At 59.0% G+C, this 17493-nt stretch carries 16 protein-coding genes; 4 read left to right on the top strand and 12 right to left on the bottom strand.

Annotated elements, in window-relative coordinates:
- The first annotated feature begins 227 nt into the window (after positions 1-227).
- Both ACSE4D_RS15875 and ACSE4D_RS15870 read left to right on the top strand, forming a co-directional pair.
- Complete coding sequence (locus tag ACSE4D_RS15875) at positions 228-1706, top strand: aldehyde dehydrogenase family protein (RefSeq protein WP_436326260.1); 1479 nt, start codon at positions 228-230, stop codon at positions 1704-1706.
- 44 nt (positions 1707-1750) lie between these two features.
- A complete protein-coding gene (locus ACSE4D_RS15870) occupies positions 1751-3313 on the top strand; it encodes a GMC family oxidoreductase (RefSeq protein WP_436326259.1) in 1563 nt (520 codons plus the stop codon).
- A 286-nt stretch (positions 3314-3599) separates the two neighbouring features.
- Here the strand turns inward: ACSE4D_RS15870 and ACSE4D_RS15865 are convergent, their stop codons facing one another.
- The 5 genes from ACSE4D_RS15865 to ACSE4D_RS15845 form a co-directional block, all read right to left on the bottom strand.
- A complete protein-coding gene (locus tag ACSE4D_RS15865; RefSeq protein ID WP_436326258.1) occupies positions 3600-5141 on the bottom strand; it encodes an APC family permease in 1542 nt (513 codons plus the stop codon).
- Positions 5142-5198: 57 nt separating this feature from the next.
- Complete coding sequence (locus ACSE4D_RS15860) at positions 5199-6611, bottom strand: FMN-binding glutamate synthase family protein (protein WP_436326257.1); 1413 nt, start codon at positions 6609-6611, stop codon at positions 5199-5201.
- Positions 6596-7303 (bottom strand): hypothetical protein, encoded by a 708-nt coding sequence (locus ACSE4D_RS15855; protein WP_436326256.1) that lies wholly within the window; start codon positions 7301-7303, stop codon positions 6596-6598. The genes ACSE4D_RS15860 and ACSE4D_RS15855 overlap by 16 nt, the downstream gene beginning before the upstream one ends.
- Positions 7300-8013, bottom strand: coding sequence for a hypothetical protein (locus tag ACSE4D_RS15850; protein ID WP_436326255.1), 714 nt, complete (start codon positions 8011-8013; stop codon positions 7300-7302). The genes ACSE4D_RS15855 and ACSE4D_RS15850 overlap by 4 nt, the downstream gene beginning before the upstream one ends.
- 461 nt (positions 8014-8474) lie before the next feature.
- Positions 8475-9131: a GntR family transcriptional regulator gene (locus ACSE4D_RS15845; RefSeq protein WP_436326254.1), complete on the bottom strand. Its 657-nt coding sequence runs from the start codon at positions 9129-9131 to the stop codon at positions 8475-8477.
- Positions 9132-9199: 68 nt separating this feature from the next.
- Here ACSE4D_RS15845 and ACSE4D_RS15840 point away from each other — a divergent pair, with 68 nt between their 5' ends.
- Positions 9200-9628 (top strand): Rid family hydrolase, encoded by a 429-nt coding sequence (locus tag ACSE4D_RS15840; protein ID WP_436326253.1) that lies wholly within the window; start codon positions 9200-9202, stop codon positions 9626-9628.
- A gap of 131 nt (positions 9629-9759) precedes the next feature.
- Here ACSE4D_RS15840 and ACSE4D_RS15835 read toward each other — a convergent pair whose 3' ends face one another.
- The 7 genes from ACSE4D_RS15835 to ACSE4D_RS15805 all read right to left on the bottom strand — a co-directional run bounded on the left by ACSE4D_RS15835 (position 9760) and on the right by ACSE4D_RS15805 (position 16185).
- Complete coding sequence (locus tag ACSE4D_RS15835) at positions 9760-10932, bottom strand: malate dehydrogenase (protein WP_436326252.1); 1173 nt, start codon at positions 10930-10932, stop codon at positions 9760-9762.
- A complete protein-coding gene (locus ACSE4D_RS15830; protein ID WP_436326251.1) occupies positions 10932-11558 on the bottom strand; it encodes a BMC domain-containing protein in 627 nt (208 codons plus the stop codon). The genes ACSE4D_RS15835 and ACSE4D_RS15830 overlap by 1 nt, the downstream gene beginning before the upstream one ends.
- Positions 11555-12946: an aldehyde dehydrogenase family protein gene (locus tag ACSE4D_RS15825; RefSeq protein ID WP_436326250.1), complete on the bottom strand. Its 1392-nt coding sequence runs from the start codon at positions 12944-12946 to the stop codon at positions 11555-11557. Before ACSE4D_RS15825 ends, ACSE4D_RS15830 begins: the two co-directional genes overlap by 4 nt.
- 1 nt (position 12947) lies before the next feature.
- Positions 12948-14150: an NAD/NADP octopine/nopaline dehydrogenase family protein gene (locus ACSE4D_RS15820; RefSeq protein ID WP_436327141.1), complete on the bottom strand. Its 1203-nt coding sequence runs from the start codon at positions 14148-14150 to the stop codon at positions 12948-12950.
- 71 nt (positions 14151-14221) lie between these two features.
- Entirely contained in the window at positions 14222-14506 is a 285-nt protein-coding gene (locus ACSE4D_RS15815; protein WP_423059192.1) for a BMC domain-containing protein, read from the bottom strand.
- 97 nt (positions 14507-14603) lie between these two features.
- Entirely contained in the window at positions 14604-14876 is a 273-nt protein-coding gene (locus ACSE4D_RS15810) for a EutN/CcmL family microcompartment protein (protein ID WP_436326249.1), read from the bottom strand.
- A gap of 1 nt (position 14877) precedes the next feature.
- Positions 14878-16185 (bottom strand): glutamine synthetase family protein, encoded by a 1308-nt coding sequence (locus tag ACSE4D_RS15805; protein ID WP_436326248.1) that lies wholly within the window; start codon positions 16183-16185, stop codon positions 14878-14880.
- A gap of 98 nt (positions 16186-16283) precedes the next feature.
- Between ACSE4D_RS15805 and ACSE4D_RS15800 the strand changes: the two genes are divergently transcribed.
- On the top strand, positions 16284-17426 hold the full coding sequence (locus ACSE4D_RS15800) for an FAD-dependent oxidoreductase (RefSeq protein WP_436326247.1): 1143 nt from the start codon (positions 16284-16286) through the stop codon (positions 17424-17426).
- Positions 17427-17493: the final 67 nt, after the last annotated feature.

Below are 17493 nucleotides of genomic sequence, written 5' to 3'. Positions count from 1 at the left end.
CATCGGATTGCGCATTCGGCCCCGTGCTTCGCCTATTGTTGTGCCCGGACGCATTCTTATGCCCGAACGCATCTGGGGCGAAGCGCTCGAACCGGGTTGCCCCGCAGGTCAGACGGCAGCTTCGCAAACGCAAGGCTCCTCAGTGACGCCGCATGCTCTGCTCGTGAAACCGATGGTTCGACCCCTCAGATCACACAGTCGTTCACCCGCTAGAAAAAGGAGAAATCGTGCCAAACACACTCTTCATCGACGGACAGTGGGTTTCAGCCGTCAACGGTGGAACCCGCAAGATCCACAATCCGGCCGACGGCAGCTTCGTCGCCGAGGTGGACGAAGCCAGCCCCGCCGACACCGAGCTGGCGATCAAGGCCGCTCGCCGTGCCTTCGACTCCGGCGTCTGGTCCTCCGTCCCCGCCAGCGAACGCGGCGACATGCTCCTGAAGTTCGCGGCCGTGCTGCGTGAGCGCAAGGACGAATTCGCCAAGGCCGAATCCCTGGACACCGGCAAGCGCTTCGTCGAATCGCAGATCGACATGGACGACATCGCGAACTGCTTCGACTACTTCGGCAAGCTCGCCGCAAACGATGCCGGTCGCGTCGTCGACGCGGGAACCGACACGGTCGCTTCGAAGATCGTGCACGAGCCCGTGGGTGTCTGCGCCCTCATCACCCCGTGGAACTACCCACTGCTGCAGGCCGCGTGGAAGATCGCCCCGGCCATCGCCGCCGGCAACACCTTCATCCTCAAGCCCGCCGAACTCACCCCGCACACCGCGATCCTCACCATGCAGGTCTTCGAGGAACTCGGCCTTCCGGCCGGTGTCGGCAACCTCATCCTCGGTGCCGGTGCCGATGCGGGAGCTCCCCTGTCCACGCACGAGGACATCGACATGGTCTCCTTCACCGGCGGCGTGGTCACCGGTCGTCTGCTCGCGAAGAACGCCTCGGCGACGGTCAAGAAGATCGCCCTCGAGCTCGGCGGCAAGAACCCGAACGTCGTCTTCGCCGATGCCGACTTCGACGCCGCCCTGGACAATGCGCTCAATGCGGCCTTCGTCCACTCCGGCCAGGTGTGCTCCGCCGGTGCCCGGCTCATCGTCGAGGAATCCATCGCCGAGGAGTTCGTCAACCGCCTCGTCGAGCGTGCCGAGCAGATCCGACTCGGCGGTCCCTTCGACGACAATGCTGAGACCGGTCCGCTGATCTCCGCGGCCCACCGCGACAAGGTCGCCGCCTACGTCGAGAAGGGTGTGGCCGAGGGTGCTCGGCTGCGCTGCGGCGGCAAGTTCGGTGAAGGTGACCTGGCCGACGGCTTCTACTACCTGCCGACCGTGCTCGACCAGGTCAAGCGCGGCATGTCCGTCGTCGAGGATGAGGCCTTCGGCCCCGTCGTCACCGTCGAGACCTTCTCCACCGTCGACGAGGCCGTCGAGATCGCCAACGACACCTACTACGGACTCGCCGGTGCCGTGTGGAGCCAGGACGCGGGCAAGACCCAGCTGGTCGCTCAGCGCCTGCGCCACGGCACCATCTGGATCAACGACTTCCACCCCTACCTGCCGCAGGCCGAATGGGGCGGCTTCAAGCAGTCCGGCTTCGGTCGCGAGCTCGGCCCCACCGGTCTGGCCGAATACCAGGAAGCCAAGCACATCTACCAGAACCTCGAACCCGCTGTCACCGGATGGTTCCCCGACCACACGAAGTGACCCTGGGATCACAGACGAATACGCAGAATAAGGAGAGATGGACAGTGGAAACCACTCATAGCTTTGATTATGTTGTCGTGGGAGGCGGCTCGGCCGGAGCCGCAGTCGCCGCCCGCCTGAGCGAGGATCCCCAGGTCACCGTCGGACTGCTCGAAGCGGGTCCGACCGATGTCGGTGAGGACGTCGTCCTCCAGCTCAACCGCTGGATGGAGCTCCTCGAATCCGGCTTCGACTGGGACTACCCCATCGAAGAACAGGAGAACGGCAACTCGCACATGCGCCACGCGCGGGCGAAGGTGCTCGGCGGCTGCTCCTCGCACAACTCCTGCATCGCCTTCTGGGCCCCTCGCGAGGACCTCGACGAGTGGGAGAACACGTACGGCGCCACCGGCTGGGGATCGAAGGACACCTTCGGCCTGTACAAGAAGCTCGAGAACAACGAGCTGCCCGGTGACCACCACGGACACGACGGTCCCGTGCGTCTGATGAACGTACCCCCGGTCGACCCCTGCGGCGTCGCTCTCCTCGACGCCTGCGAGCAGGCCGGGATCCCGCGTGTGCAGTTCAACGACGGCGAGACCATCGTCAACGGTGCGAACTTCTTCCAGGTCAACCGCAAGGACGACGGCACCCGTTCGTCCTCCTCGGTGTCCTACCTGCACCCGATCCTCGACCGTGAGAACCTCACGATCCTCACCGGCACGCAGGCCCGCGAGCTCGAGTTCGATGACGCAGACAACTGCACCGGCGTGCACGTGGTCAACAACGCCTTCGGCAACACGAAGCGCATCGAGGCGAAGAAGGAAGTCATCGTCTCCGGCGGTGCCATCAACACCCCGCAGCTGCTCATGCTCTCGGGCATCGGTCCCAAGGACCACCTCGCCGAGGTGGGCATCGACGTTCGCGTCGACTCCCCGGGAGTCGGCGAGCACCTCGCCGACCACCCGGAGGCCGTCATCGCTTGGGATGCGAAGAAGCCGATGGTCGAGGATTCGACCCAGTGGTGGGGGATCGGCATCTTCACCCCCACCGAAGAGGGTCTCGACCGTCCGGACCTGATGATGCACTACGGTTCGGTGCCCTTCGACATGCACACTCTGCGGCAGGGCTACCCGACCTCGGAGAACACGTTCTGTCTGACTCCGAACGTCACTCACGCGAAGTCCCGCGGAACCGTGCGTCTGCGCTCGAAGGACTACCGCGACAAGCCGAAGGTCGATCCCCGCTACTTCACGGACCCGGAGGGCCATGACATGCGCGTGGCTGTCGCCGGGATCAAGAAGGCCCGTGAGATCGTCTCCCAGGACGCGATGTCCGAGTGGGCCGGCGAAGAGCTGTTCCCGGGCAAGGATGTCGTCACCGACGAGCAGATCGCCGATTACGTCTCACGCACGCACAACACGGTCTACCACCCGGTCGGCACCACCCGGATGGGGCCGGTCGATGACGAGATGTCGCCGCTCGATCCGCAGCTCAAGGTCAAGGGCGTCAATCGTCTGCGCGTCGTCGATGCCTCGGCGATGCCGGAGATCACCACGGTCAACCCGAACATCACGGTGATGATGATGGGTGAGAAGTGCGCGGAGATGATCAAGAACGGTCAGTGACCGTTTGCAGCTCGACGACGGTTAATGAACCGAGCTGATCATCTTGTCGAGGGGGCCGCAGCGAAAAGCAACGGCCCCCTCGTCGCATCTAACGTTGCAGTGATGTCGCAAACCAAGCCCATAGTGCGTTTATCGTCGACACCATCGACGACCATTAAACAACGCAAATCACAAACCGGAGAAGCCGTCACCTTAATTTCACGGCTGCAGCATCTATATGCCAGACAACCCCGGCCCCTAACGCCCGGTCCACCGAATCAAGCACGTAGAGGGTAAACGAATTTGCTCACAAGTCGTCGAATACTCGACCCATTCCTTCCCAGGCATCAGCGCGTTTCCTTTTGGTCCAGATTGCTAAAATGCATCCTATAATAACGATCAGCATTCCTACCCACGGAATCAGACGAGATGCCACAAGAATGGTCCCGCCGGGTTCCTCGGGGACAAAGGAGAAGTACAAACCTCCGAAGATAGCAACCACCGCGAATACGGATGCGCCGACTCCCGCTGCAATGAATTTGGGGAGCTTGTTCCTGAACCCGTGGACAACCCCAGTGATCCCCAGCATTAGATAGACGAACATTACTACAGGAGTTCCGAAATTCAGCAAGAGGGTAAAGACAAATACTCCTCCAGTCACGTAGTCGTCAAGGCCTCCGGCCAATTCAACTTGTGCTGCTCTGGAGACGATGAGCACTGAGCCTCCGATAAGCAGAATCCAGACCACGACAACTAAGATCATGGAGTTCCATGGTGTGTTCCAGTGTGGGTGGAGACGCCCCAGCCTCTTCGGCAACACCCCTTCTCGGCCCATCGCGAACAGTACTCTGGACGAAGCGGTGTGCAACCCCAAGGCACAAAACAGGCTCGCGCCTCCTGCGGCAGCCAGCACTAGCGCAGCCGTCAGTGTGTTGGGAGCCAGACCAGCAAGTCCGGTCGCCGATGACGGCCAATCGATCTTCGCCTGCTCGACGCCGAACCCGATCGATGTCGCGTAGCTAACGACAAGATAGAAGATTCCGGCTACCAGAATCGAACCCAAGACAGCTCTGGGAATGTTGCGTTTCGAATCACGTGTCTCTTCGGATAAAGCAGCGCTCGATTCGGAACCGACGAAAGACAGCATAGCGAAGCTCATCCCGAAGAACACACCGATCCACGGCACCCCGGCCGCTGGCGGCCAGAACGCTGCGAAGTCCCAGCTCTGGCCCGCTGAATCGATCCGAGTCTCACCATCGACAACACTTACGTCAGGTGAGCCTATGCCGATGACGATCGCGGAGACGATAATCATCACAGCCATGCTCACGACAAGGAATATCAACTGGTTCTTCGTCGACACGGCGATATTGAAGAAGTTCAGCGCTGCGATGATCACAATTCCTAGGAGTGTGAACCAGTACCAGTCGATCTCTGCGCCTGAGAGCATCTCGACAAGCTGAGCGATGAAGAAGCCGAAGCCCGAGAGTACTCCCGAGCCGAAGATGAGATACGCACTCACATATGCCCAGCCACCGATGAAGCCTGTCGCCCTATTGCCTCCTTTGCTCAAGTAGGTGTACATCGATCCGGAGGACGACAGGCTTCCTGCGAACAAAGCGACCACCGACCCGACGCAGAGCATGCCGAGCGCTCCGAGGAGGAAAGAGACAGGGGTCGCTCCACCAGCTTTCGTGGCCGCCAGGTAGGTCAGGAAAGCACCCGACATCGCCGGCGCGATCACGGACAGACTCTGGGCGATCACATCTGGAAGCCCGAGTTTCTTATGGAATTCGTGGACGTGTTGTCCACTCAAATCAGTCATTTTGCTTCCAATGTCAATGGACAACACTCCTACGAGCGCGATCCGTTTTCAACCAGTCAAGTCACAGTTCTGCTAAGTGAGTCAGAAGGTAAAGGGCTTGTCGGATCCGACGAAGGGAACGCCGGTCATCGCGCTGGCTTCTAGGGTAAGAGCACGCAGATCCTCGGGTTCGAGGTGATGCACGCTAGACTTTCCGCATGCTTTCGCCAGCAACGATGCTTCCATCGTCATAGCAGTCAGGAAACGGTATACGCGCTCTCCGGCGGCGGCGACATCGACGCGCTTGGACAGTTCGGGATCCTGCGTGGCCACCCCTACCGGACATTTTCCGGTGTGACAGTGATGACAAGCACCGGGAGACGTGCCCAGAGCTTCATAGTCTTCGATGTACCGAGGGGAGTTGCACCCGACGGCCATCATCCCCGCGGTTCCGATCATCGTGCAGTCCGCCCCCAGCGCGAGCGCCTTGGCAACATCGGCCCCCGAGCGGATCCCGCCGGACACGACGAGTTTCACTTTTCCGGTCATGCCGGTGTCTTCTAGTGCACGCCGTGCAGCTGGAATGGCCGCGAGAGTCGGGACTCCTGTGTTGTCGAGCAGAAGCTCCGGAGAAGCCCCGGTTCCGCCTTCCATACCGTCGACCACGATCGCGTCCGCACCGGTCTTGGCTGCAACCGCGACATCGTAATAGGGCCGAGTCGCACCCATCTTGATGAAGATGGGCACCTTGTAATCGGTAGCTTCTCTGAGCTCTTCGATCTTAATCGTCAGATCGTCTGCACCGAGCCAATCAGGATGGCGGGAAGTCGAGCGCTGGTCGACTCCGAGCGGAAGGTTTCGCATCTGTGCGACCCGCTCGGAAACCTTCATGCCCAGCAATAGACCACCAGTCCCGGGTTTGGCGCCTTGGCCTACTACTAGCTCAATCGCATTGGCGCGACGCAGGTGATCGAGATCGACCATGTAGCGGGCTGGAGACAGCTGGTACAGCAGATACCTGTTCTCCTGCCTCTCTTCTTCAAGCATGCCGCCTTCACCTGTGCACGTCATGGTACCGGCTTTCTTCGCCCCACGGCCCAATGCGGCCTTGGCGTTCGCCGAGAGTGCACCGAAGCTCATTGACGCTATGTAAATGGGGATATCCAGTTCCAGAGGTTCTTCCACTAGCCCCAGGCCGTCACCGATCACGGTCTTTGTCTCGCATTGTTCGCGATATCCTTCCAACGGCAGGCGGGTCATCGTTGCCGGTTGGAACGACAGTTCGTCGAACGAAGGCAGATTCTGGTTAAAGGTCGAAAAACCTCGCAGCTGATATCGACCGAGCTGCGATTTCGCATGGATATCAGCGATGACTTCTTTCGACCATTTCTTGGATTTCCCTTCGGCATATGAGGCCGGCACCCCAGCCGGCTTATCGTCTGCAGCGCCATCGCCGAAGACGACCAAATTTTCATCGGCGATCAGTACCGGTTCGGATTTCAGATCATCAGCCATTTCTTTGCATCCCTTGCTTCGAAGTACCAAAGTTTCTTCCCTGCGACTATCTGCTTCCAATTACGGACCGCAGGCGCAATTCCTAGCCTCTCCAAGGAGGAGTCCACATCAGCCACATCTTCTTCACTGGGAGTGATAACTTCCGCGTCGATTCCCAGCTTTTCAATCTCACCGGCGACCCATACCGTTCCCTGCCATAGCGAATCCCCGACTGAGCCGATCGAATTGCCGAGGCAGATAATGCGTCCTCCATGACTCATAAACCCTGTGAGATAGCCAATGTCGCCCTCGACGACGATATCGCCGCTCTTCTGTGTAATGCCGCAACGCGGACCAGCGTTGCCACGGATGTGCAGGATTCCTCCGCGCATCGCGGCTCCTGCGCTCATTCCTGCGCTCCCGTCGACAGTAATGAGACCAGCCGCCATGCCTTCTCCGGTCGCCCACCCGCTGTTGCCGGTGATATGGACTTGACCGCCATTGTTAAGTCCCCCGCAGTAATATCCGACGTTGCCGTCGAACTTCACCAGGCCAGGCCCGCTCAACCCCACACCGAGGTTGTGTCGTGAAAGTGTCTCTGAAACTGTCACTCTGTGGCCGGCTTCGGACGCGGCCCGGATCTCCCGATTGACCTCTCGCAGTGGCCTGTGCCCAGAGTTGATCGAGACCTCGGTCTTAGACGATGTAGTCATGCCGGAACCGCCGCCTTCGAAGTCGCTTCCCAGATCGCGGTCATCAAGGGGCCGTCGTAGTTATGAATGCTCGTTTCTCCGGGGTACAGGCTACGCAGAGCCTGCTCCTCTGTCGCGATGGCCAAATCACCCTCGCCTTCGACTGCAGCCAACGGTTTGATTGCCCATTGGTCTTTGGCCATGGCGATGCCGTCGGCCGTGCCTAGGAGGTAGGTAAATACCCCATCCAGCTCCGACTGGCTAAGTTCCAGAGCACTCTGCAGGCTGGCACCGCGCGACATCTGCACGGAATTCCAGATCGCAATGAGCTCGGAATCGTTCTCGCTTCCGAACCGGTAGCCCTCTCGTTCAAGGCGACGCCGCCAGGTGAAGTAGTTTGTCAGCTGACCGTTGTGAACTATGCAGACGTCCGGAAACGGCCGAGCCCAGAACGGGTGGGAGGCCACGGGCGATACCAGCGATTCGGTGGCCAACCGCATATTCGACAGAGCATGAGTGCCGTTCATCTGAGACACTCTGTGTTTGGCATCGACCTCCCTGGCATCGCCGACATCCTTGATGATCTCCAGTGAGCGTCCCACGGACAGCAGTTCGACTCCAGGGGCCTCTTCTACAATCTCGACCCAACCAGCTAGATCATCGATCTCGTCGGTCTCAAGCCGGAAGATCACATGTTTCTGTAAGCTGCCGTCCCATGTGGGATCGGCCACCAGAGAACTGTTCATGACCTTGAGAGAATCGCTGATCGACTGGAGAGTGCTGTCCAGCTTCCTGCGATCGTCTAGGTATCCGCGTACAACGTAACCTCGCTCACGACGAGGCCCATAGATCGCGAAACCGGTCGAATCAGGGCCTCGATGACGCATACAGCTGGCCAGTTCGACGATGTCTGATCCAACATTGCCGCCGTCTTGGCGTATGCGTCCAGATATTCCGCACATATCAACCTCCCAATCGCATCGTTGCGTGTTCCGTATACGGTATGCGAGGATTAAAGTGTTTTCAAGATCCGAAGTAGAAACTTCTACAAAAGGACGGGTAGTACCCGGATTCGACGGCGGAGCAAGGGGGTCCACATGTCACTGGCAGCTGCTGCACTGCGGGAGCGCCCCCATCCAGGGGCTCCGCAGCGCCGTTGTCAAGCGCCACATCGTGATGGCGAAGGAAGCGGTCAGCTCAGATGAACATTCTTGCCGTCGGCGATATGCCTCCGCATTGCAACGAAAGCCGCGTCCGGGCCCACTTCCAACGCGGATACAAGATCGATATGGCGGTCGAACACAGATATCTTCTCTGTGTCGTGCGCGACAAAGTCAGCAAAGAGCGACTGTCCGCGCGCTCTCTGCCAGACGTCGTCGAACATATTCAGCAGCATCGGATTGCCAGTAGCCGCAACGAACGACCGATGAATGGCAAGGTTGGCTCGAAATGCCTCCTCAGCGTCAGCAGGAACCAGCTTCCGCAAGGAAACAATCTTTGCACGCACCTCGTCGATCGCCAGTGTTCCGATCTCAGCGACCCGTCTGGCGGCGAAGGATTCAATGGCTTCTCTCGCCTCATACAATTCGTCGACGTCCTTGTCGCTAACCTGCCGGACGATGTATCCGCGATTGCTCGACGGCTCGACGAGTCCTTCACCTGCAAGACGTCGGAGTGCGTCCCGGACCGGAGTCCTGCTGATGTCCAGACGTTCGGCAAGCTGGTCCATGACCAGCCTCTCTCCTGGTCGGATCTCTCCGCTGAGCAGGGCGGTCGCGATTCTGTCGTAGGCTCTTTCGGCCAGCGTGGTAGTGCGCTTGTCGATTGGCCCCATGGCTGGGCTGCTCATCACGGCCTCGTCTGCTCTCCGATTTCGAATTTCGTATCTGCTAACCACTATAAATTGGGATGATTCCAATGGACAATTTCTGGCTACAAGGTTCCGGCCGATTCGAACAAGCCGGGTCTTACAGTCGGGTGCGACGTTTCGGCGACCAAGTCTTTGTTGCCGGCACGACCGCAGTCGAGCCCAGCGGTCGCCTCTATGCTCCAGGTGACACATACGCGCAGACGGCGTTCATCCTCAATATAATCGACGACCTTCTAGTGAAGGCCGGATCCTCAATCTCAGACACGGTTCTCACCCGAGCGTATCTTGCTGATATCTCTCAAGCCAGCGGATATATCAAGGCACATGGCGAAGCGTTCGCGGAAGTACGACCGGTGACGACCGCAGTCGAGGCGGGGTTGACCGTTCCTGGGATGATGGTAGAAATCGAGTTACAGGCCGTTGTCGGGGCCGCGGACCAGAACAATAGCATTGAACAAGTGCTCCGTCGCGGTTAGAGACTCACTTCGTGGCCATCCGCCCAGGCCGGGAATTCCGACGCACCTATGGGTCTCCGCGGTTCAGCAGGCGCACTTCTGAGAGCAAAGCCCCCGAGGGCGAGCGCTTCAGCCACCGATGACAGTGAAGATCAGTGAGTCCGCGAGCGGACCGCTTCCGCCGCCTTCCGCAGCTCATCGAGTTCCGCCTCGCTGACCGGATCGACGACGATGTTGCGCACTCCTCCAAATGCGAGCTGCGCGCGGACGCCGAGAAAGACATCTTCGATCCCGTATTGTCCCGTAAGCAAGACAGACACAGGCACTGGCTCCACAGTGCGACCTCTCATCGCATCGAGCAGTTCGATGATGGAGTGGGCCGGGGCGATCGATGCCGAGCCGGTTTTACGGAGTTCGACAACGGATGCGCCTCCGTTAACCGCGCTACTCACACACCCTTCGAGTGCAGACGAGGAAAGCACGGACGCAGCGGGCCGCCCCTTGATTGTGGCGGTCGACAGGATCGGAACCATCTCGGAACCATGCGATCCCAAGGCAACGGCACTGACATCAGCCGGCGACGCCTGAGCCGCCTGAGCCAGTGCCACCCGGAAGCGGCTCGAATCCAAAGTACCAGCCATCCCGATGACCTGTTCACGCGGCAGCCCGCTGGTTCGCCACATCTCATGACTCATTTCGTCAAGCGGATTCGTCACGACGATGACGACGGCGTTAGGTGCGTGCGAGGCAATCGCTTCGGCGATATCTCGGATGACCTTCCCGTTCATTTCGCGCAGCGCACCACGAGTCATCCCCGGGCTTCGGGGGCGCCCCGCAGTGACGATGATAGCGTCTGCGTCGGCGCAGTCAGCCAGCGAAGTCGATCCTCGAACCCGCGTTGATGAACCGGTAATACCAAACGAATGCTCGATATCCAGTGCCGTCGCTGCTGCCGTTCCCGGTACGATGTCGATCAGACTGATCTCGTCCGTCATGTCAGCTGTCGCCGCAAGATGTGCGGAATGCGCACCGACCATCCCACATCCGATGAAGCTCAGACGGGTGAACCGTCCTGGCCGAGCACTAGTACGCAACTCAGGGGTCACCCATCTCGGTGACCTCTTGAGAAGCAGCCGCTGGATGGCTTGAGCCGAATTAGTTTCCGGGATCGGAACTTCGGGCGCGACACCTCGGCGGAGGGCGACCCCAAGCTTCTCTGCGATTTCAACCGCCTGCGGCGTAACGACGGCTTCATCGGGGATGTGGATCGCGCGAGCGCCGCGGCTCGCCGCCTGTCGAACATCGTGCTCGGCTATGACCGGCATCAGCGACCCTCTGTCGTTTTAAGTAGCTCAGACGCGGCTTCGACACCGGTCCGAACCTCGCCTTCGCTGCCCGTGATGAACAATCTGCCGAAACGGCCGACTGCACGGACCTCGACGATCTTGATGCTTGCGTGTTTCTCCGCTTCGTTGGCGGCTGCAGTGATATACGCCGCGGGCGAGCATTCAATAATGCCCATCGTCTCGCCTGGAACTACCAGAGAACCTTTTCTCCACTTGTTGAGCAGCTGTGCCTGATAGGGCTCGACAGAGGTGATCACCTGTTCACTCTCGAGCACCGGAGCAATCCGATCGTCAAGTGACAGGGAGATATGACCGAGAATCGCGTCCCGCGCCGCTAGAATCTCAGAATTCACTTGAGAGCGAAGCATGAAGAATCCGAATTCACGTTCGACGATCTGGCTGGAGGCCTCTACTCTTGCCGCTTTCAACGCCACATCGACGATACGGAACACTTCGTTTCCGGGCCCGAGCTCTCCAACCAGAATGGAGTCTCCGCTGATCGGCACCGAGCCAAGTACGGTAGCTCCGTTGTATGCAGCGAATTGGGGCTGGAGCCGGTCGATCTGAACGAACGCTCGCAGTGAAAAGTTGCTTTGATCGGTCATGATGGGTTGGTCCTCTCGAACATCTCGGATAGGTTACGCCACGGTCGGGACTCGTAGGCAACGCGTTTGACGTTGATGAGATGCATGGCTGTGACGTTGTCGGACGTAATTGACCCCGATAGAGTGCCGGTGCCCAACATGAAGCTCGGCTCGACATCGGCGGAGAAGCCGATACCGGCGTGCATACAAGGAGTGTTGACGAAAACCCTGCCGACCGGAAGCCCGGAGAAATCTGCGACGACGTCCGGGTCGGAACTGTGCAAAGACGCAGAATGCCCCTCTCCGCCGAACCGGAGGACTTCCTGACTTAGTGCATATCCTGCAGCTGCATCATCGACTTCGTAATATGCAAGGACAGGGGCGAGTTTCTCTGCCGACAGTGCAAAGTCTCTACCCACTCCAGCCTGGTCGCAGATGAGAACCCGTGTACTCGGCGGCACCGAGAATCCTGCTGTTTCGGCCAATCGGGCGGCCGGCTGGCCCACGTTTCTAGGAATGATCCCAAGACTGGAATCGAACATCGCAGACGACAGCGCTTCGGCTTCGGAGGGCGAACAGAAATAGGCGCCATGGTTTCGGAATTCTTCCCTGAGGATCCTCGACACTGGCCGATCCACGATCAGAGCTTGTTCGCAAACACAGCCAGTTCCGTGATCGAAGTCTTTCGAAGTGAGAATCCCGTCCGCGATCTCGGACAGGTCGGCGCGTTTGGAGCGGTCGACGTAGCACGGGACGTTGCCCGGCCCCACGGCTATGGTGGGTTTGCCAGAAGAATATGCCGCCTTGACCATGCCGGCACCACCCGTCGCGAGGACGACAGAGGTGCGATGATGACGCATCAATTCCGCCGTCCCCTCGATGCTAGCGTGCTTCATGCACTGGACGAGGTGCTCAGGCGCACCAGCTTGTACGGCGGCATCAGCCATGATCTGTGCCGTCTCTGCTGATGAACGGACACCACGCGGATGCGGGGCGCACACGATCGCATTGCCGGCTTTGACGGCAGAGAGCACCTTGAAGATAACCAACGCCGTTGGGTGAGTAACAGGGATGAGACCCGCGACAACTCCCATGGACTCTCCGATTGCCGCGACTTTCGTCGTCTCGTCCTTCCACAGGACCCCCAATGTCCGCACACGCGCCAGCCAGTCTGCAACGAACCGCGAATTGTAGAGATTCTTCAGTCGCTTGTCTTCAGCCTTGCCGTAGTTCGTCTCCTGGTAGGCCAATTCTCCTAGCCGACCGGCTTCCCTCTCGGCTGCCAACGCCATTTGAGCCACAACATGGTCGACCTGCTCGGGTGAGAACCGCCGGAACTTCAACCAGGCCTCATGCGCGTCGAGAGCAGCCTGGCGAGCTTCAGAAATACTTCTCAGGTCAGAATCCATCTCACACCGTCCACCACTTCGCTGTCTGTTCATCCGCCTGTGGTCGAGGCATATTTCGCCTCAAATCCCTTGGCAGAATCTGGTCGATCCCAAGGCTGGTCATCGTACGGCCAAGCCCACGCACATCGATGTCGAGTACGCAGCTGGCAAGAGAGATCAGCGTGTCCGAAACGGGGGTTGGCACAGCACATCTGCTACCGGCATCCGCCAAAGGGACTAGAGAATTCGCCACCTCGTCGACCAATCCGGGCCCACCTCTGCCGATGCGGACTTCGTCGAAGGCTTCAAGGTCGGAAAGCGCTGTGGCTAGATCAGATGACCTGCTTTCGGCGTCAAGGGACTCGCCGAAAGCCTCGTACAGCCACTGTGCGGCCGTGGGAATATCCCGTATGCCATAACGGAAGGCCACCTCAAGCCGTTCATCGTCGAGTTTTCGAAGCACTGTGCGTGACAGAGCCGGACCGATCACCTCGGACAGCAACGGAGGCGTCTGAGAATCCACGGTCGCGGCATTGAGCAGCTGTGGCGCGACGTAAAAGATTCCAGTCACAGAGCGGAAAGTCGTCTCCAGAGGATCAGCCGCCGAGTGGACGTGGGGAAGTATCTGCGAAACCGCCTCGACCACATCTCTTCCTGTCTCCACCGGCAAGCTTGCCAGATGGACCGACGACGAAACTGCGGCGACGTTGAGTTGGCCGTCTCGTGTGACTACCAGGTAGGGAGCTTCAGATAGTTCGGCGATTTTCACTGATGCGGACACGCCATGCCCACGCAAAGCTTCGAGAAAAGCCACGGCACCCAGGAACCGCCCTGGGACCAATACCACGATCTGGCCGTCGCGGAGGTGGTCGGCGACAAGATGCGCATACGTCTCGTGCACTGTCGCCGGGGTCGCCACGAAGATCACCTCAGCCCCCTCGATGGCTTTGTCGATGCCGGCATTCAGCCGAACGCGTGGGCTGTCCCCAACTGATACACCAACACCATAGGTTCCGACCAGATGTGCGCCGCGGACGGTGATGCCGCCTTTCGCCTTGAGATCGGTAAGTTCCTCGGCGAATGCGGAGTACAAGGACACTTCCTTACCAGCCGCCAGGGCTTCGCACGCGATCAGCCGCCCTATCGGGCCGGCGCCCAAAACAGCGACGCTGCTGATCGCTCTGCTCCCGCTCAAAGGTTCAGATGGCCGAGCGAAGGCACCCATCACTGCTCGAAACTCTGCGTCAGACATCACAGTCCCTCAGTCCGCCTCTTTACTATCTGCCGACACAATTTTCACTCCTGTGGGAGAACCGTCGAGAGCTCCTCGTGCGGCCTGGGAATCACGTGTACCGAGAGCACTTCCCCCACTTTGTTCGCGGCCGAAGCTCCAGCATCGGTTGCCGCTTTGACAGCGCCCACATCACCGCGGACGATAATGGCCACCAGCCCCCCACCGGCATTGTCTTTAGCGACGAGCTGAACGTTTGCAGCCTTAACCATTGCATCGGCCGCTTCGATTGCCGGAACGACACCACGAGTTTCGATCATGCCGAGTGCTACCTGCGGGATTTCAGACATTTCTCCTCCAAATTGTTTCAGTTGCGTAGTTCAAATTGAGATGGATCATTTGTGGCACTCTCCGCCGATCACGGCACTGTGCCCAAACCGATACGGGTCAGCCCTTTTCCGGGGATATCTCGTCAACAATCGCGACGACCGTTAGATCAGCCGGCAACTGTCGGGTCGCTGACGTCATTCGAGCAGCAGATCCTCTGGCCAACAAGACCATCTGGCCCGATGCTGCAGATGTGACATCCAAAGCCACTTCCGGCTTGCCTTGGGGGTTTCCCTGAAGATCAACGATCTGAACGAGGGCCAGACGATGCCCATTGAGAACCGACTCCTTCACTGTCGAAGCGACTTTTCCCTTCACGATTGCAAGGTCCATGTCAAAAGACCTCGAGGTATCTGTCGCGTTCATCCTCTGAGACCCGGAAGGCGAAGATGTTCTCCTCGTTCCGCGCGATGCCGAGGGTAACGTCGACAAACAGGTCGCCGAAGATCTCACGTGCGAATTCCGACTTATCGAGGAGATCGGCCGCTTCAGTGACGTTCGCCGGTAGCGCTTCGGACTGGGAATCGGAATAAGCGTCCGAGTCAGTCGCGGGGCCCGGTTCGATTTGATCTCGAATCCCCCTCATACCCGCGGCAATCTGAGCCGCCATGATCATGTAGGGGTTCGCATCCGCCGAGCCATCTCGCTGCTCAATCCGAACAGCAGAGTCTGAGCCTTCGATCACGCGTAGCCCCACGGTTCTATTGTCATGGCCCCATGTAGCATTCGTCGGGCAGAAAGAATACGGAACCCGCCGCTTGAAAGAATTCGGAGTTGGAGAGCCGAACAGCGTCAGTTCTGGCATATACTTCTGAAGCCCACCAAGATACCAACGTCCGATATCGGAGAGTTTGCCATCTGCGGCAAAGACGTTCTTACCGTCTTTGCGCAAAGAATGATGAAGGTGTACTCCACTGCCGGACTGAGCGTGGCTGATCTTCGCCATGAATGTCGCCAGATATCCTTGCTGGGCAGCGATTTCTTTGACTCCATTGCGGAACAGAACAGCGTTGTCCGCTGTCTTCTGCGCCTCGTCGTATCGAAGATTGATCTCAACCTGCCCGGGCGCGTACTCGAGGTTCGCAGCCTCGATCGGGATGCCAAATTCCAGAAGCCGATTCCGCATCGGCTCAGTGATCGACTCATATCCACCCAGAGCGGAAATGCTGTAACAACGGATGTCATCATGAAAGGGTTGCTTCGAGTCGGATTCCAACAGATAGAATTCGATTTCGAACCCTGTCTGCACCTCGTATCCCGCATCGGCCGCATCTGCCAGCACTCTCTTCAACGCGGCACGCGGAGAAACTGGAATCGGGCCACCGTCAGCAGTATAGGTATCGCAGAGCACCATCGCCCATCCTGGTCGCCATGGGACCGGGCGAATATCGCTCAGGTCCGGAACGACGTGCATATCCGGCCAGCCCTTATCCGGTTTGTTCCATTCGTCCTCATCGCGCGCTTCGCACTGCGGAGTCCATGTGTAAATAAGACTCGCCATGTGAATGCCAGATTGGGCTACGTTCTTCCAAGCCGCAGCCGGCACGACCTTCCCTCGGAGAATTCCTGCCGCATCAGGAATCGCCAGGAGGACGCTGTGGATGTCTTTCGGCAATTCAGCCGTGAAATGATCCTCGCTCATCGGTTAATGTCCCTTCGCCTTTGACGGTGACAAGCCTTGATTTACCGTATACGGTATTTGAACATAGAGCAAGGCCAGTAAACAAGAGTTCGGAGGATATGATGACGCGGACGACTAGCGCCCATGTGGTCGGCGCCGGCGCAGCAGGCGCTTTCGCTGCCCTGGCGCTATTACGCGAAGGTGTCAATGTGACCCTCGTCGATGCCTGGGAGCCAGGACATGCCGCGGCGGCGTCGGGAGGAGAACACCGGATTCTCCGGTCGAGTCATGGCACTGACGAATGGTACGCAAAGTGGGCCTACGAGGCCCGTTTCGGGTGGATGCGGCTCGCAGAGGAGACCGGGCAGGAGCTGTTCGTCCAATGTGGTTCCGTCGCGTTGGCCAAACGTGGCAATACAGCCTGGGAAGATGCCTCTGCAGAAGTCCTCGCCCGCAATGGCATCCCTCACTTCATTGCACCTGCTGAGGAGCTCGGCGCACGTTTGCCGATCACCGATTCCGCAGACATCGAGTACGGACTGTGGGAGCCCGAAGCCGGTCTAATATACGCAGGGCGAGCAACTTCCGCCGCAGTCGATCAATTCCAGCGCGAAGGCGGGAAACTGATTCGCGGCAACGTCAGCACTAATTCCCAGGAGCGGCCACAACTGAACGGCGCGCCGTTGAAGTCCGACCTTATCGTCATGGCGTGTGGCGCTTGGATGGGCGACCTCTTCCCTCGCACTGTACGACGCCACGTCAACGTGGCCAGGCAAAACATCATTATGATCTCTCCCCCGCCGGGCGACTCCCGCTACGACGCCTCTTCATTCCCTTGTTGGATCGACCACGGAAACGGAGCTTTCGGAATACCCGCAGCGGGCGGTTTCGGTTTCAAAGCCGCACTGATCTGGCATCAGCTGGCCATTGACCTCGAACGCGAAGACAGACTCGTCGATGCAACAACTATCGCGAGGACTCGGCGGTATCTGGAAATGAGATTCCCTGAGCTGACCGGTAGGCCAATAACGCAGATTGCCGTCGGACAGATTGCTAATACTGCTGATACTCATTTCATCATCGACCGCCACCCAGTGCACACTGATGTCATCATCTCGGCAGGAGACTCGGGACATCTCTTCAAACACGGGCCCGTTGTCGGCGAATACATCGCTTCGCTCGGATTGGGCAAAATCACTACTGATGACCGATTCCGCCTCAGGGATCGGACCTCGGCAACCGGAGCCGGCAGGCCTCAATAGGTCACGGATCCACAATAGGTCCGTTACAGAGTGATGAATAATCTTGCCAACGGCAATAGTCGAGATG

It is taken from the genome of Brevibacterium sp. FAM 27836, assembly GCF_051351055.1.
Lineage (GTDB): Bacteria > Actinomycetota > Actinomycetes > Actinomycetales > Brevibacteriaceae > Brevibacterium.
Note: the sequence above shows the minus strand (reverse complement) of the source record. Positions and strands in the feature narration are given on the sequence as shown.

Excerpts from the sequence above, each read along its gene's own strand:
- ACSE4D_RS15820 (WP_436327141.1), bottom strand. The coding sequence starts at position 14,150 with ATGGGTGCCTTCGCTCGGCCATCTGAACCTTTGAGCGGGAGCAGAGCG.
- ACSE4D_RS15845 (WP_436326254.1), bottom strand. The coding sequence starts at position 9,131 with ATGAGCAGCCCAGCCATGGGGCCAATCGACAAGCGCACTACCACGCTG.
- ACSE4D_RS15805 (WP_436326248.1), bottom strand. The coding sequence starts at position 16,185 with ATGAGCGAGGATCATTTCACGGCTGAATTGCCGAAAGACATCCACAGC.
- ACSE4D_RS15840 (WP_436326253.1), top strand. The coding sequence starts at position 9,200 with ATGGACAATTTCTGGCTACAAGGTTCCGGCCGATTCGAACAAGCCGGG.
- ACSE4D_RS15825 (WP_436326250.1), bottom strand. The coding sequence starts at position 12,946 with ATGGATTCTGACCTGAGAAGTATTTCTGAAGCTCGCCAGGCTGCTCTC.
- ACSE4D_RS15815 (WP_423059192.1), bottom strand. The coding sequence starts at position 14,506 with ATGTCTGAAATCCCGCAGGTAGCACTCGGCATGATCGAAACTCGTGGT.
- ACSE4D_RS15855 (WP_436326256.1), bottom strand. The coding sequence starts at position 7,303 with ATGACTACATCGTCTAAGACCGAGGTCTCGATCAACTCTGGGCACAGG.
- ACSE4D_RS15860 (WP_436326257.1), bottom strand. The coding sequence starts at position 6,611 with ATGGCTGATGATCTGAAATCCGAACCGGTACTGATCGCCGATGAAAAT.
- ACSE4D_RS15810 (WP_436326249.1), bottom strand. The coding sequence starts at position 14,876 with ATGGACCTTGCAATCGTGAAGGGAAAAGTCGCTTCGACAGTGAAGGAG.
- ACSE4D_RS15835 (WP_436326252.1), bottom strand. The coding sequence starts at position 10,932 with ATGCCGGTCATAGCCGAGCACGATGTTCGACAGGCGGCGAGCCGCGGC.
- ACSE4D_RS15800 (WP_436326247.1), top strand. The coding sequence starts at position 16,284 with ATGATGACGCGGACGACTAGCGCCCATGTGGTCGGCGCCGGCGCAGCA.
- ACSE4D_RS15830 (WP_436326251.1), bottom strand. The coding sequence starts at position 11,558 with ATGACCGATCAAAGCAACTTTTCACTGCGAGCGTTCGTTCAGATCGAC.